16 protein-coding genes are annotated in these 13667 nt (G+C 68.5%); 15 read left to right on the top strand and 1 reads right to left on the bottom strand.

Features of this window, described 5'->3' with window-relative positions:
• The first annotated feature begins 14 nt into the window (after nucleotides 1-14).
• Both AC07Q9_RS06000 and AC07Q9_RS05995 read left to right on the top strand, forming a co-directional pair.
• On the top strand, nucleotides 15-677 hold the full coding sequence (locus AC07Q9_RS06000) for an MlaC/ttg2D family ABC transporter substrate-binding protein (protein ID WP_354347910.1): 663 nt from the start codon (nucleotides 15-17) through the stop codon (nucleotides 675-677).
• A gap of 12 nt (nucleotides 678-689) precedes the next feature.
• Nucleotides 690-965 (top strand): STAS domain-containing protein, encoded by a 276-nt coding sequence (locus AC07Q9_RS05995; RefSeq protein ID WP_119554261.1) that lies wholly within the window; start codon nucleotides 690-692, stop codon nucleotides 963-965.
• A gap of 4 nt (nucleotides 966-969) precedes the next feature.
• Here the strand turns inward: AC07Q9_RS05995 and AC07Q9_RS05990 are convergent, their stop codons facing one another.
• A complete protein-coding gene (locus AC07Q9_RS05990) occupies nucleotides 970-2583 on the bottom strand; it encodes a serine hydrolase domain-containing protein (RefSeq protein WP_495307990.1) in 1614 nt (537 codons plus the stop codon).
• A 152-nt stretch (nucleotides 2584-2735) separates the two neighbouring features.
• Here AC07Q9_RS05990 and AC07Q9_RS05985 point away from each other — a divergent pair, with 152 nt between their 5' ends.
• The 13 genes from AC07Q9_RS05985 (at nucleotide 2736) to AC07Q9_RS05925 (ending at nucleotide 13661) form a co-directional block, all read left to right on the top strand.
• The gene (locus AC07Q9_RS05985; protein WP_070059934.1) at nucleotides 2736-3683 is read left to right on the top strand and encodes an ABC transporter ATP-binding protein; all 948 of its coding nucleotides are present in this window, start codon (nucleotides 2736-2738) and stop codon (nucleotides 3681-3683) included.
• 5 nt (nucleotides 3684-3688) lie between these two features.
• Nucleotides 3689-4444, top strand: coding sequence for an ABC transporter permease (locus AC07Q9_RS05980; protein WP_495308231.1), 756 nt, complete (start codon nucleotides 3689-3691; stop codon nucleotides 4442-4444).
• Nucleotides 4445-4463: 19 nt separating this feature from the next.
• Nucleotides 4464-4706 (top strand): BolA family protein, encoded by a 243-nt coding sequence (locus tag AC07Q9_RS05975; protein ID WP_062471708.1) that lies wholly within the window; start codon nucleotides 4464-4466, stop codon nucleotides 4704-4706.
• 42 nt (nucleotides 4707-4748) lie between these two features.
• The gene (murA, locus tag AC07Q9_RS05970; RefSeq protein WP_495307988.1) at nucleotides 4749-6038 is read left to right on the top strand and encodes a UDP-N-acetylglucosamine 1-carboxyvinyltransferase; all 1290 of its coding nucleotides are present in this window, start codon (nucleotides 4749-4751) and stop codon (nucleotides 6036-6038) included.
• Nucleotides 6035-6676: an ATP phosphoribosyltransferase gene (gene hisG, locus AC07Q9_RS05965; protein WP_062471702.1), complete on the top strand. Its 642-nt coding sequence runs from the start codon at nucleotides 6035-6037 to the stop codon at nucleotides 6674-6676. The genes murA and hisG overlap by 4 nt, the downstream gene beginning before the upstream one ends.
• Before the next feature lie 11 nt (nucleotides 6677-6687).
• Nucleotides 6688-8010, top strand: a complete 1323-nt coding sequence (gene hisD, locus AC07Q9_RS05960; RefSeq protein WP_492679583.1) for a histidinol dehydrogenase — start codon at nucleotides 6688-6690, stop codon at nucleotides 8008-8010.
• A 37-nt stretch (nucleotides 8011-8047) separates the two neighbouring features.
• Complete coding sequence (locus AC07Q9_RS05955) at nucleotides 8048-8875, top strand: hypothetical protein (RefSeq protein ID WP_495307985.1); 828 nt, start codon at nucleotides 8048-8050, stop codon at nucleotides 8873-8875.
• A gap of 12 nt (nucleotides 8876-8887) precedes the next feature.
• Nucleotides 8888-9268, top strand: coding sequence for a hypothetical protein (locus tag AC07Q9_RS05950; protein WP_070059929.1), 381 nt, complete (start codon nucleotides 8888-8890; stop codon nucleotides 9266-9268).
• Nucleotides 9265-10368 carry a histidinol-phosphate transaminase gene (hisC, locus tag AC07Q9_RS05945; protein WP_495307982.1) on the top strand — a complete coding sequence of 368 codons (1104 nt, stop codon included), beginning with the start codon at nucleotides 9265-9267 and terminating at the stop codon, nucleotides 10366-10368. Before AC07Q9_RS05950 ends, hisC begins: the two co-directional genes overlap by 4 nt.
• Nucleotides 10365-10982, top strand: a complete 618-nt coding sequence (hisB, locus tag AC07Q9_RS05940; protein ID WP_062471688.1) for an imidazoleglycerol-phosphate dehydratase HisB — start codon at nucleotides 10365-10367, stop codon at nucleotides 10980-10982. Before hisC ends, hisB begins: the two co-directional genes overlap by 4 nt.
• Before the next feature lie 19 nt (nucleotides 10983-11001).
• Nucleotides 11002-11661 (top strand): imidazole glycerol phosphate synthase subunit HisH, encoded by a 660-nt coding sequence (gene hisH, locus AC07Q9_RS05935; RefSeq protein ID WP_062471685.1) that lies wholly within the window; start codon nucleotides 11002-11004, stop codon nucleotides 11659-11661.
• A gap of 63 nt (nucleotides 11662-11724) precedes the next feature.
• Nucleotides 11725-12468 (top strand): 1-(5-phosphoribosyl)-5-[(5-phosphoribosylamino)methylideneamino]imidazole-4-carboxamide isomerase, encoded by a 744-nt coding sequence (gene hisA / locus AC07Q9_RS05930; RefSeq protein ID WP_489058963.1) that lies wholly within the window; start codon nucleotides 11725-11727, stop codon nucleotides 12466-12468.
• Nucleotides 12469-12488: 20 nt separating this feature from the next.
• Nucleotides 12489-13661, top strand: coding sequence for an AAA family ATPase (locus tag AC07Q9_RS05925; RefSeq protein ID WP_495307980.1), 1173 nt, complete (start codon nucleotides 12489-12491; stop codon nucleotides 13659-13661).
• Nucleotides 13662-13667 lie beyond the last annotated feature (6 nt).

Here is a 13667-nt window from a genome sequence, read left to right as displayed (position 1 = left end):
CTGAGGGACTCACCATGAACAACAAGATCTTGCTGCAACGACGCGACCTGGGCCGCCTGGCATTGGCCGGCGCGCTGCTGTTCGGCGCCGCCACCGCCTTCGTGCACCAGCCCGCATACGCGGCCGACGAAGCCCCCGACGCGCTCGTCAAGCGCCTGTCGACCGACGTGCTCGAGACCATCAAGGCCGATTCGTCGATCAAGGCCGGTGACATCAACAAGATCATGCTGCTGGTCGACAGCAAGATCATGCCCAACGTCAACTTCCAGCGCATGACCGCCTCGGCCGTCGGTCCGGCCTGGCGCCAGGCCACGCCCGAGCAGCAAAAGCGCCTGCAGGACGAGTTCAAGACCCTGCTGGTGCGCACCTACGCCGGCGCGCTCGACCAGGTGAGCGACCAGACCGTCACCATTCGCCCGTTCCGCGGCGCGCCCACCGACACCGACGTGCTCGTGCGCACCGAGGTCAAGGGCCGCGGCGATCCGGTGCAGCTCGACTACCGCCTCGAAAAGACGCCGGGGCAGGGCGCCGGCTGGAAGGTCTACAACCTGAATGTGCTGGGCGTGTGGCTGGTCGACACCTACCGCACCCAGTTCGCGCAGGAAATCAACAAGAGCGGCATCGATGGCCTGATTGCCGCGCTGGCCGCGCGCAACAAGGGCAACGGCAAGGGCTGACGGGCGCACGCCATGCTGGTCCTTCCCTCCCGACTCACCCACGACGAGGCTCCTGCCTGCATGCGCATGCTGCAGCAGGGGCTCAAGGGCCAGACCGACTCGACCTCCACCGTGGTCGACGCCACGGCGCTGGCCCAGTTCGATTCCTCCGCGCTGGCGGTGCTACTCGAGTGCCGGCGCGAATCGAGCGCGCTGGGCCGGGGGTTCTCGGTCAAGGGCCTGTCGCCGCGCCTGCGCGAGCTGGCCGCGCTGTACGGCATCGCGGGCCTTTTGCCCGCCGCGCCCTGACACCCTAGCGCGTGCGTGGCACTGCTGCGGTCAGCAGCGCGAGTGCCTTGTTCAGGGTCGGGGTCGCGAATCGCTCCCCCTTCGAGTGGCCGATGCGCACGACCACAAGATCGTGCGACGGAATCACGAGCACGAACTGGCCTCCTGCGCCGAGCATGTAGTAGGCCGTCGTCGGCGCCGCCAGCGCCCCCGTTCCATTGATCCAGAAAAATCCCCCATAGATGGGGCGCTGGTCCGCGGCCCAGGCCGGTGCGGCCGTGCTCACGAAATTGACGAACCCCTCGGGAAGAATGCGCTCGCCGTTCCACACACCGTCCTGCAGGTAGAGATTGGCCAGCCGGGCCCAATCGCGAGCCGACATGAAGTCGTAGCCTTGCGTGAGGAAGTTGCCGTAGGGATCGGTCTCGATCACCATGGAGCGGATGCCGATCTTGTCGAAGACGGCGCGCTGCGGGAACGAGAGGTACTCTTCGCCGCGCTTCTCGACCGCAAGGCGGACCAGGTAGTTGGCAAGCACCGGATCGGTGTTGCGGTAACGGCCCACCGTGTTGGGTGGCCATTGCTGCGGTCGGGTCGCGGCGTAGTTGAAGGCGTTGATCCGACCCGTGTAGTAGTAGATGTGATCGGGGTAGGTGCCGTTGGGATCGAAGTCCGGATCGTCCGGGGCCTTGATGCGCAGCCCGCTGGACATGCGCAGGATGTCGGCAATGCGGATCTGCTGGCGGCCGTCGCCGGCACCTTGCCATTCGGGAATCGGCGCGGGCTGGTCGAGCTTGTACACGCCCTGCTTGATCAGCACGCCCATCATCGTGGCCACGACGCTCTTGCCCATCGACCATGATTCGAGCGGCGTTGTCGCACTGATGCCGCTCATGTAGCGCTCGCCGATGAGCCGCCCCTTGTGCGTGACCACGAAGGCCGCGGTGTAGGCCTCCGTCGTTTCGAAGGCGGCGCCGATGGCCTGGTTCACCTTGGCCATGTCGACGTCGGCGGGCGGCGGGTCGTTCGGCAGCACATCGCCCATGGGCCAGGGCACGGTCGTGGGGTCGGCCAGCGCGCTCTTGACATTGACGGGTGTGAAGAAAACGTCGTCCTTGCCGGGCGGCAGTGTGATGCAGCCCTGCGAGCCGAAGTGGCGGGCCACCAGCGTCGGGCCGCCGTTGGGCATCGTGATGCGGACCTCTTTCTTGGTGCGGTCGACCACTGGCGCGCCCACCTTCTTGCGCTGTTCGTACGGCCCCGTGAAGTACCCGATGGTTTCAGCGGCGACTGCAGGATCGAGTCCGGTGATGAAGACCGCCGAGCACATGGCCTTGGCATACCCGGACGTGTTGTGCTCCAGCACATCGCCGGGTGGCGGCACGTAGGGCGTGTCCAGCTCCAGGCACTTGGCGCGCGCAATGAGTGCATCGCGGGCCGGAAGTTGGGCCGAACCGGCAGATGAGGCGCAAGGTGGGGCGGTGCCACCCCCTGCGCCAGCGCCAGCACCGCCGCCGAGGCCAAGGCCGATACCACCACCTCCGCCGCCACCGCCACCTCCTCCCCCGCAAGCGGTCAGCACCATCGCCAGGAGCAGGGCTGCAACGGTTGGGAGGGGACTGCGGGTCAAACACTTCATGGGCGTTCCTCGCGATGGGCGGTTGCGGTGCGCAAAATCGGCACCGGCGGGATTGTGGGTGAACTCCGGGCCGATGCCTAGGACGGTCGGCTTCCCGCGTTCACCCCTGAACAGCGCCGAACAACCCATCGCCCGTAAAATCGCGGGCTCCCATGCCCGCGATCTCATTCCAGTCGGTCTCCAAGACCTACCCTCCCTCCCGTCAGCAACGCGCCCAAGGCAAGCAGGGGCTGCGTGCGGTCGACGAGGTTTCCTTCCAGATCGAGCCGGGCGAGTTCTTCGGCCTGCTCGGCCCCAACGGCGCGGGCAAGACCACCCTGATCAGCATGCTGGCGGGCCTGTCGCGGCCCACGGCGGGGGCGATCAGCGTGCACGGCTTCGACGTGCAGCGCGACTACGCCGAAGCCCGGCGCCAGCTCGGCATCGTGCCGCAGGAGCTGGTGTTCGACCCCTTCTTCAACGTGCGCGAGTCGCTGCGCATCCAGTCGGGCTACTTCGGCATCAAGAACAACGAAGCCTGGATCGACGAGCTGCTGCAGAGCCTGGGCCTGGCCGACAAGGCCACGGCCAACATGCGCCAGCTCTCGGGCGGCATGAAGCGCCGCGTGCTGGTGGCGCAGGCGCTGGTGCACAAGCCGCCGGTCATCGTGCTCGACGAGCCCACGGCCGGCGTCGACGTCGAGCTGCGCCAGACGCTCTGGCAGTTCGTCGCCAAGCTCAACAAGCAGGGCAGCACCGTGCTGCTCACCACCCATTACCTCGAAGAGGCCGAGGCCCTGTGCAGCCGCATCGCGATGCTCAAGCTCGGCAAGGTGATCGCCCTGGACCGCACCAGCGAGCTGCTGAAGTCGGCCGCGAGCAACGTGCTGCGCTTCAAGACCGACGCCATGCTGCCCTGGGCCATCGCCCAGCACGCGCGCATCACCGGGCGCATCGTGCAGCTGCCGGCGCAGAACGCGCATGAAGTCGAACAACTGCTGGCCGCGATCCGCGAAGCCGGCGTCGCGGTGGAAGACGTGGAAATGCGCAAGGCCGACCTGGAAGACGTGTTCATCGACCTGATGGCGGGCGAGCAGACGCCGCTGGAGGTGTCGCGATGATGGCCGTGACCGGTTGGCGAGCGCTGTTCTACAAGGAAACGCTGCGCTTCTGGAAGGTCGGCTTCCAGACCGTCGGCGCGCCGGTGCTCACCGCGCTGCTGTACCTCATGGTGTTCGGCCACGTGCTCGAAGGCCGCGTCACGGTCTACGGCTCCGTGGGCTACACCGCCTTCCTGATCCCCGGCCTCGTGATGATGAGCGTGCTGCAGAACGCGTTCGCGAACAGCTCGTCCTCGATCATCCAGAGCAAGATCATGGGCAACCTCGTGTTCGTGTTGCTCACGCCGCTGTCGCACTGGGGCTGGTTCTTCGCCTACGTGGGCTCCTCGGTGATCCGCGGGCTGGCGGTGGGCGTGGGCGTGTTCGCCGTGACCTTCTTCTTCGCCGTGCCGAGCTTCGTGGCGCCGGTGTGGATCCTGGTGTTCGCGCTGCTGGGCTCGGCCATGCTGGGCACGCTGGGCCTCATCGCCGGGCTCTGGGCCGAGAAGTTCGACCAGATGGCCGTGTTCCAGAACTTCCTGATCATGCCCATGACCTTCCTGTCGGGCGTGTTCTATTCGATCGGCTCGCTGCCGCCGTTCTGGCAGAGCGTGAGTCACCTGAACCCCTTCTTCTACATGATCGACGGCTTCCGCTACGGCTTCTTCGGGGTGAGCGACGCTTCGCCCTGGCTGAGCTTCGGCATCGTCGGTTCCGCCTGGCTGGTGGTGAGCGCGATTGCCGTTCACCTGCTGCGCATCGGCTACAAAATCCGCGGCTGATCCCGCCTTCCAAGACCCCATGACCGCTGACGAACTCCAAGCCATCATCGCTGCCCATCTGCCGTGCGAGCACATCACGCTCGAGGGCGACGGCCGACATTGGTACGCGACCATCGTCTCGGCCGAATTCGAGGGCAAGCGCGCCATCCAGCGCCACCAGCGGGTCTACGCCACCCTCGGTGCGAAAATGCACACCGACGAGGTGCATGCGCTCTCGATGAAGACCTACACGCCGGCCGAATGGGCCGCCGTGGACAAATGACTTTCCGGCCCCTGCGGGCCTCCTGATTTCGCTGGATCCTTCATGGACAAACTTCTGATTCGCGGCGGGCGTGAGCTTCGCGGCGAAGTGCTCATTTCCGGCGCCAAGAACGCCGCGCTGCCCGAGCTGTGCGCAGCGCTGCTGACCGACCAGCCCGTGGTGCTGCACAACGTGCCGCGCCTGCAGGACGTGTCGACCATGCTCAAGCTGGTGCGCAACATGGGCGTGACGGCCGAGGCCGACGACAACGGCACCGTGCGCCTGAACGCCGGCGAGCTCGGCAACCCCGAGGCCCCCTACGAACTGGTGAAGACCATGCGCGCCTCGGTGCTGGCGCTCGGCCCGCTGCTGGCGCGCTTCGGCCATGCCAAGGTCTCGCTGCCCGGCGGCTGCGCCATCGGCTCGCGGCCGGTCGACCAGCACATCAAGGGCCTGCAGGCGATGGGCGCCGAGATCGTGGTCGAGCACGGCTACATGGTCGCGCGCCTGCCCGAAGGCCGCACGCGGCTGAAGGGCGCGCGCATCCTGACCGACATGGTCACCGTCACCGGCACCGAGAACTTCCTCATGGCCGCCGCGCTGGCCGAGGGCGAGACGCTGCTCGAGAACGCCGCGCAGGAGCCCGAGATCGTCGACCTGGCCGAAATGCTGATCCGCATGGGCGCCAAGATCGAAGGCCACGGCACCAGCCACATCCGCATCCAGGGCGTCGAGAAGCTGCACGGCTGCGAGCACGCCGTGGTGGCCGACCGCATCGAGGCCGGCACCTTCCTGTGCGCCGTGGCGGCCACGGGCGGCGAGGCCTTCCTGCGCCACGCGCGCGGCGACCACCTCGACGCCGTGATCGACAAGCTGCGCGACGCCGGCTGCACCGTCGTGACCGAGCCCGACGGCATCCGCATCGGCTCGCTGGGCCCCGCGTACGACCACCTGAAGGCGCAGAGCTTCAGCACCACCGAATACCCCGGCTTCCCCACCGACATGCAGGCCCAGTTCATGGCCCTGAACGTGATCGCGCGCGGCGCCTCGATGGTCACCGAGACCATCTTCGAGAACCGCTTCATGCACGTGAACGAGATGGTGCGCCTGGGCGCGCGCATCCACGTCGAAGGCAAGGTCGCGATGGTCGAGGGCGTGCAACAGCTCTCGGGCGCCACCGTGATGGCCACCGACCTGCGCGCCTCCGCCAGCCTCGTCATCGCCGGCCTCGTGGCCGAGGGCGAGACGCTGGTCGACCGCATCTACCACCTCGACCGGGGTTATGACCGAATGGAATCGAAACTGCGCGGCCTCGGTGCCGACATTGAACGCGTGACCGGAGCCGCCGCATGATCACCCTGGCTCTTTCCAAAGGCCGCATCTTCGAAGAGACGATGCCCCTGCTGGCCGCCGCCGGCATCGAGGTCACCGAAGACCCCGAGAAATCGCGCAAGCTCATCCTCGACACCACCCGCCCCGACGTGCGCGTGGTGCTGGTGCGTGCTTCCGACGTGCCCACCTACGTGCAGTACGGCGGCGCCGACCTGGGCGTGACCGGCCTGGACGTGCTGCTCGAGCACGGCAACCAGGGCCTGTACCAGCCGCTGGACCTGCGCATCGCCGCCTGCCGCCTCAGCGTGGCCGTGCGCGCCGACTACGACTACGCCTCGGCCGTGAAGCAAGGCTCGCGCCTGCGCGTGGCCACCAAGTACGTGGGCCTGGCGCGCGACTTCTTCGCCAGCAAGGGCGTGCACGTCGACCTGATCAAGCTCTACGGCAGCATGGAACTGGCGCCGCTCACGGGCCTGGCCGATGCCATCGTCGACCTGGTCTCGACCGGCAACACGCTCAAGGCCAACCACCTCGTCGAGGTGGAACGCATCATGGACATCAGCGCCCGGCTGGTCGTCAACCAGGCCGCGCTCAAGCTCAAGCGCGAACCCATCCGCCGCATCATCGACGCCTTCGCGTCCGCCATTCCCTCCGCCTGAACCTCAAACCCATGACTCTGCAAGCAGCCCCCGCCCGACTGTCCACGAACTCAGCCAGCTTCGACGCTGAATTCAAGGCGCGGCTGCATTGGTCCGCGGACGCGGACGCGGCGATCGAGAAGGTGGTGGCCGACATCCTCGCCGACGTGCAAAAGCGCGGCGACGAGGCGGTGCTGGAGTACACCAACCGCTTCGACAAGCTCGACGCGAAGACGCTGCCCGAGTTGGAGCTCACGCAGGCTGAACTGAAGGCCGCGTTCGAGGGCCTCCCGGCCGTGCAGCGCGACGCGCTCGAAGCCGCTGCCCGCCGCGTGCGCAGCTACCACGAGGCGCAGAAGAAGGCCTCCGGCGAAAGCTGGAGCTACCGCGACGCTGACGGCACGCTGCTCGGCCAGAAGGTCACGCCGCTCGACCGCGTGGGCATCTACGTGCCGGGCGGCAAGGCCGCGTACCCGTCGAGCGTGCTGATGAACGCCATTCCGGCGCACGTCGCGGGCGTGGGCGAGATCATCATGGTCGTGCCCACGCCGAAGGGCGAGAAGAACCAGCTCGTGCTCGCCGCCGCCTACGTGGCCGGCGTGACGCGCGGCTTCACCGTCGGCGGTGCGCAGGCCGTGGCCGCGCTGGCCTACGGCACGGCCACCATCCCGGCCTGCGACAAGATCACCGGCCCCGGCAACGCCTACGTGGCTGCCGCCAAGCGCCGCGTGTTCGGCACCGTGGGCATCGACATGATCGCGGGCCCGAGCGAGATCCTGGTGCTGGCCGACGGCTCCACGCCACCCGACTGGGTGGCCATGGACCTGTTCAGCCAGGCCGAGCACGACGAGCTGGCGCAAAGCATCCTGCTGTGCCCCGACGCCGCCTACATCGACCGCGTGCAGGCCGAGATCGACCGCCTGCTGCCGACCATGCCGCGCGCCGAGATCATCGCCGCATCGCTCAACGGCCGCGGTGCGCTGATCCACACGAAGAGCATGGAAGAGGCCTGCGAGATCAGCAACCGCATCGCGCCCGAACACCTCGAGGTCAGCAGCAGCGAACCGCACCGCTGGGAACCGCTGCTGCGCCACGCCGGCGCGATCTTCCTGGGCAACTTCACCAGCGAGAGCCTGGGCGACTACTGCGCCGGCCCGAACCACGTGCTGCCCACGAGCGGCACGGCGCGCTTCTCGAGCCCGCTGGGCGTGTACGACTTCCAGAAGCGCTCCAGCCTCATCGAGGTGAGCGAGGCCGGCGCGCAGGTGCTGGGCCCGATCGCCGTCACGCTGGCCGAAGGCGAGGGCCTGCAGGCGCACGCCGAAGCCGCGCGCATGCGCCTGCGTAAGATCTGAGGCTCCAACAACCCCGCTTCAGGGAGGAGCACGCCAGATGATTCAACGCCTCTATCGCTCGCGATTTTTCCGGTTCGCCACCGGCCTCGTTGCCGGTGCCGCCTTGCTGGCCGCCTGCACCCAGATGCCGCAGAACCGCGCCGAGACGACGGCGATGGCGGCCACGTCCAGTGCTGCAAAGCCCGCACCGGCGCCGGCCCAGCTCGGCACGCAATGGGGCGAAGGCATCGAGTCGAAGACCCGCACGGTGGCTGCCAAGCGCCTGTCCGACCAGCCCGACGACGTGGCCTCGATCGGCTACAACGACGCGGCCAGCGTGCGCCGCGACGCGGGCAGCAACCCCGAGCGCCGGTTGAACCTGCAGCTGGCCCAGGGCGACATCGAATGGTCGGTGCTCGACGAGAACGACCGCCCGCTGCCGTTGCAGCGCGCGCGCCAAAGCGGCAATGACATGTTCCGCCTCGCCGGCGTGGAAGGCGCGCGCTACACGCTGCGCTTTCGCAACCTCAGCGACCGCAGCTACGAGGTGATCGCCACCGTCGACGGCCTGGACGTGCTCAACGGCAAGCCCGGCAGCCTGCGCAACGGCGGCTACGTGCTGCGCCCGCAGCAGACCCTGAACATCGAGGGCTTCCGCAAGAGCCAGAGCGAAGTGGCCGCCTTCCGTTTCGCCACGCCGGGCCGTGCTTACGCCGCGAACACCGAGGCCGGCGACGTGCGCAACATCGGCGTGATCGGCGCCGCGCTGTTCGAACTCGAAGAGCCGAACGCCCCGCGCCGCACCCGCCGCGACGCCTCGCCGTCGCAGCCCAGCGCCTTCCCGGCCGACGGCGCGTACGCGCCGCCGCCGCGCTACCGCAAGTAAGCCAGCGAGGCCATGCAACGCGCCGCCGTCCTGCTGTTGCCGCGCCTGCCGGCGCTGCTGCTCGCCCTGGCGGCCGGTGCGATCGGCGCCGGCGCGCAGGCCATGAGCATCCGCGAGCTGCGCACGCTCGAAGCCAACGAGAAGGACGGCAAGGCCTACGCCAGCTACTACCTCGTCGGCGTGCTCGAAGGCCTGCGCGAGGGCGTCGAGTCGTCGCAGCGCAACGGCCAGGTGCCGCCGTTCTGCATCGAGGGCCGCCGCCTCGAACCCTCGATGGCCCGCTCGCTCTACCAGACCGAGCTGAGCCGTAACGCCGACAGCTACGAAGCCGACATGCCCGTGCAACTGGTCATGGCCGGCGCCCTCCGCAACAGCTACCGCTGCACCCGATGACCGTTTCCGACTCTTCCGCCTCCGACACCCGCCTGCCCCTCGAGCGCATCCGCGCCGACGTGCGCGCCATGCACGCCTACGCGGTGCAGGACGCGCGCGGCTTCCTCAAGCTCGACGCGATGGAGAACCCCTACGGCCTGCCGCCCGCGCTGCAGGCCGAACTGGGCGCGCGCCTGGGCGCGCTGGCGCTCAACCGCTACCCCGGCGACCGCGGCGCCGACCTGCAGCGCGCGCTGGCCGCCCATTCGGGCCTGCCCGAAGGCTTCGGGCTGATGCTAGGCAACGGCTCGGACGAACTGATCTCGCTGCTGGGCATCGCCTGCGACCAGCCCGGCGCCGCCGTGCTGGCGCCCGTGCCCGGCTTCGTCATGTACGCGATGAGCGCCCAGCTGCAGGGCCTGCGCTTCGTGGGCGTGCCGCTGACGGCCGATTTCGAACTCGACGAGGCCGCCATGCTGGCCGCCATCGCGCGCGAGAAGCCCGCCATCGTCTACCTCGCCTACCCGAACAACCCGACCGCCAACCTCTGGGACGACGCCGTCATCGAGAAGATCGTGCAGGCCCAGGGCGCGCAAGGCGGCCTGGTGGTGATCGACGAGGCCTACCAGCCCTTCGCCGCCCGCAGCTACATCGACCGGCTCGCCAAGCACCGCCACGTGCTGCTGATGCGCACCCTGAGCAAGTTCGGCCTGGCCGGCATCCGCCTGGGCTACCTCATGGGCCCCGCCGCGCTTGTCGCCGAGATCGACAAGGTGCGCCCGCCCTACAACATCAGCGTGCTCAACTGCGAGGCCGCGCTGTTCGCGCTGGAGCACGCGAACGTGTTCGAGGCGCAGGCGCGCCAGATCCGCGAAGGGCGCGACCAGCTCATGGCCGCGCTGGCCCGGCTGCCGGGCGTGAAGACCTGGCCCAGCGACGCCAACATGATCCTGCTGCGCGTGCCCGATGCCACCCGTACCTTCGAGGGCATGAAGGCCCGCGGGGTGCTGGTGAAGAACGTTTCTAAAATGCATGAACTGCTCGCCAACTGCCTGCGCCTCACCGTCGGAACGGCCGACGAGAACACGCAGATGCTGGCGGCGCTCGAAGCCTCACTATGACCACCCCCACGACCCCGGGCAGCACCGATCGCATCGCGACGGTCACCCGCCACACCGCCGAGACGAAGATCACGGTCAGCGTCAACCTCGACGGCACCGGCAAGGCCAAGCTCTCCACGGGCATCGGCTTTTTCGATCACATGCTCGACCAGATCGCCCGCCACGGGCTGATCGACCTGGACATCGACTGCGAGGGCGACCTGCACATCGACGGCCACCACACGGTGGAAGACGTGGGCATCACGCTCGGCCAGGCCGTGGCCAAGGCCATCGGCGACAAGAAGGGCATCCGTCGCTACGGCCATGCCTACGTGCCGCTGGACGAAGCGCTGAGCCGCGTCGTCATCGATTTCTCGGGCCGCCCCGGCCTCGTGATGCACGTGCCCTTCACCAGCGGCATGATCGGCACCTTCGACAGCCAGCTCACCTACGAGTTCTTCCAGGGCTTCGTGAACCACGCCTTCGTCACGCTGCACATCGACAACCTGAAGGGCGTGAACGCGCACCACCAGTGCGAGACCGTGTTCAAGGCCTTCGCGCGCGCCATGCGCGGCGCGCTGGAGCTCGATCCGCGCTCCGTCGGCGTCATTCCCTCGACCAAGGGTTCGCTCTGAAATCCCTCAGCGAACAGCTATGAAATCTGTAGCAAAGAATTCCGTCGCGGTCGTCGACTACGGCATGGGCAACCTGCACTCCGTGTCGCAGGCCGTGCGCCATGCGGCCGACCAGGTGGGCGTGGAGGTGTTCGTCACCTCCGACCCGGACGTGGTGCGCCAGGCCACCCGCGTGGTGCTGCCGGGGCAGGGCGCCATGCCCGACTGCATGCGCGAGCTGCGCGACTCGGGCCTGCTCGAATCGGTGCTCGAAGCCGCGGCCAGCAAGCCGCTCTTCGGCGTGTGCGTGGGCATGCAGATGCTGCTGTCGCGCAGCGACGAAGGCCCGACCGACGGCCTGGGGCTCATTCCCGGCGAGGTCGTCAAGTTCGACCTGGCCGGTCGCCTGCAGCCCGACGGCAGCCGCTTCAAGGTGCCGCAGATGGGCTGGAACCAGGTGCGCCAGGCCCAGCCGCACGCGGTGTGGGCAGGCATTCCCGACCAGAGCTACTTCTATTTCGTGCACAGCTTCTACGCGTGCCCGGCGGATGCCCGGCACAGCGTGGGCGAGGCCGATTACGGGGCATGCTTTACCGCGGCCATCGCACGCGATAACATTTTTGCCACCCAGTTCCACCCGGAGAAGAGTGCGGACCATGGGCTGCAGCTGTATCGCAACTTCCTCCATTGGAACCCCTGACCTTATATTCCCGCCCGGGCCGCACCGTTCGCAGCCCGGCTTTCGCACACTCGCGTCACTTCCATGCTCCTCATTCCCGCCATTGATCTCAAAGACGGCCACTGCGTTCGCCTCAAGCAGGGCGACATGGACCAATCCACGGTCTTCAGCGAAGACCCCGCCGCCATGGCCCGCAAATGGGTCCAGGCCGGCGCGCGCCGGCTGCACTTGGTCGACCTGAATGGCGCCTTCGCCGGCAAGCCGCAGAACCACGCAGCGATCAAGGCGATCCTGAAGGAAGTCGGCGAGGACATCCCCGTGCAGCTCGGCGGCGGCATCCGCGACCTCGACACCATCGAGCGCTACATCGACGACGGCCTGCGTTATGTGATCATCGGCACCGCCGCGGTCAAGAACCCCGGCTTCCTGAAGGACGCCTGCAGCGCCTTCGGCGGCCACATCATCGTGGGCCTGGACGCCAAGGACGGCAAGGTCGCCACCGACGGCTGGAGCAAGCTCACGGGCCACGAGGTGGCCGACCTGGGCAAGAAGTTCGAGGACTACGGCGTCGAATCGATCATCTACACCGACATCGGCCGCGACGGCATGCTCTCGGGCATCAACATCGACGCCACCGTCAAGCTCGCGCAGGCGCTGACCATTCCCGTGATCGCCTCGGGCGGCCTGTCGAACATGGCCGACATCGACCAGCTCTGCGCGGTCGAGTCCGAGGGCGTCGAGGGCGTGATCTGCGGCCGCGCCATCTACTCGGGCGACCTCGACTTCGCCGCCGCCCAGGCGCGCGCGGACGCGCTGGCCGGCGCCTGACGCCTTTGCCGTAGCGGCGCGTGCTCTCCGCGCTCGCCATCGCCAACTACCGCTCGCTGCGCCAGCTGACGGTGCCGCTGGACCGCCTCACGGTGGTCACGGGCGCCAACGGCAGCGGCAAGTCGAGCGTGTACCGCGCGATGCGCCTGCTGGCCGACATCGCCAACGGCGGCGTGATCCGCTCGCTGGTGCGCGAGGGCGGGCTGTCTTCCACGCTGTGGGCCGGGCCCGAGCGCTTTTCGGCGGCCATGTTGCGTGGCGAACAGCCGGTGCAGGGCACCACGCGCAGCGAGCCGGTGGCGCTGAAGCTGGGCTTCGCCGGCGCTGAAACCGACGATTTCGGCTACGCCATCGACATCGGCCTGCCGCCGCCGGTCCCATCGACCGCCTTCTCGCGCGACCCGCAGATCAAGCACGAGGCGATCTGGAGCGGCCCGTTGCTGCGCCCCGCCACGCACCTGGTCGACCGCAAGGGCGCCGCGCTGCGCCTGCGTGACGGCAAGGGCTGGCAGGCCGTCGGCCGGCCGATCCCGGCCTTCGCCAGCATGATGACCGAGCACGCCGACCCGCGCGACGCGCCCGAGATGCTCACGCTGCGCGAGCAGATGCGCTCCTGGCGCTTTTACGACCACTTCCGCTCGGACGCCGAGGCGCCCGCGCGCCAGCCGCAGCTGGGCACCTACACGCCCGTGCTGGCGAACGATGGGGCCGATCTGGCCGCGGCCCTGCAGACCATTCGCGAGATCGGCGACGGCGTGGCGCTCGACAGCGCCGTGGACGACGCCTTCCCGGGCGCCCGCATCGAGGTGCAGGCGAACGGCGACCGCTTCGAGACGCTGATGCACCAGCACGGCCTGCTGCGGCCCCTGACGGCCGCCGAGCTGTCGGACGGCACCCTGCGCTACCTGCTGTGGATCGCGGCGCTGCTGACGCCCCGTCCGCCCGCGCTGCTGGTGCTCAACGAGCCCGAGACCAGCCTGCACCCCGACCTGCTGCCGGCGCTGGGCCGCCTCATCGCGCAGGCCGCGCGGTCGTCGCAGGTGATCGTGGTGTCGCATGCGGCGCGCCTGATCGCCGCCCTGGACGACAGCGAGGGCCTGCAGCCGGTGGTGCTCGAAAAGCGCTTCGGCGAGACCCGCATCGCGAACCTCGACATGAGCGAGATTCCGCGCTGGGAGTGGCCCGCGCGGTAGAGAAGG

The sequence above is a fragment of the Variovorax sp. GW821-FHT09A10 genome (assembly GCF_059418385.1).
This window is presented reverse-complemented; position numbering and strand designations above follow the sequence as displayed.

Bases quoted from the DNA above. Each gene is read 5' to 3' on its own strand.
- AC07Q9_RS05955 (WP_495307985.1), top strand. From the start codon at position 8,048: ATGATTCAACGCCTCTATCGCTCGCGATTTTTCCGGTTCGCCACCGGC.
- hisG (WP_062471702.1), top strand. From the start codon at position 6,035: ATGATCACCCTGGCTCTTTCCAAAGGCCGCATCTTCGAAGAGACGATG.
- hisD (WP_492679583.1), top strand. From the start codon at position 6,688: ATGACTCTGCAAGCAGCCCCCGCCCGACTGTCCACGAACTCAGCCAGC.
- hisA (WP_489058963.1), top strand. From the start codon at position 11,725: ATGCTCCTCATTCCCGCCATTGATCTCAAAGACGGCCACTGCGTTCGC.
- murA (WP_495307988.1), top strand. From the start codon at position 4,749: ATGGACAAACTTCTGATTCGCGGCGGGCGTGAGCTTCGCGGCGAAGTG.
- AC07Q9_RS06000 (WP_354347910.1), top strand. From the start codon at position 15: ATGAACAACAAGATCTTGCTGCAACGACGCGACCTGGGCCGCCTGGCA.
- hisC (WP_495307982.1), top strand. From the start codon at position 9,265: ATGACCGTTTCCGACTCTTCCGCCTCCGACACCCGCCTGCCCCTCGAG.
- AC07Q9_RS05990 (WP_495307990.1), bottom strand. From the start codon at position 2,583: ATGAAGTGTTTGACCCGCAGTCCCCTCCCAACCGTTGCAGCCCTGCTC.
- AC07Q9_RS05985 (WP_070059934.1), top strand. From the start codon at position 2,736: ATGCCCGCGATCTCATTCCAGTCGGTCTCCAAGACCTACCCTCCCTCC.
- hisH (WP_062471685.1), top strand. From the start codon at position 11,002: ATGAAATCTGTAGCAAAGAATTCCGTCGCGGTCGTCGACTACGGCATG.
- AC07Q9_RS05975 (WP_062471708.1), top strand. From the start codon at position 4,464: ATGACCGCTGACGAACTCCAAGCCATCATCGCTGCCCATCTGCCGTGC.
- hisB (WP_062471688.1), top strand. From the start codon at position 10,365: ATGACCACCCCCACGACCCCGGGCAGCACCGATCGCATCGCGACGGTC.
- AC07Q9_RS05950 (WP_070059929.1), top strand. From the start codon at position 8,888: ATGCAACGCGCCGCCGTCCTGCTGTTGCCGCGCCTGCCGGCGCTGCTG.
- AC07Q9_RS05995 (WP_119554261.1), top strand. From the start codon at position 690: ATGCTGGTCCTTCCCTCCCGACTCACCCACGACGAGGCTCCTGCCTGC.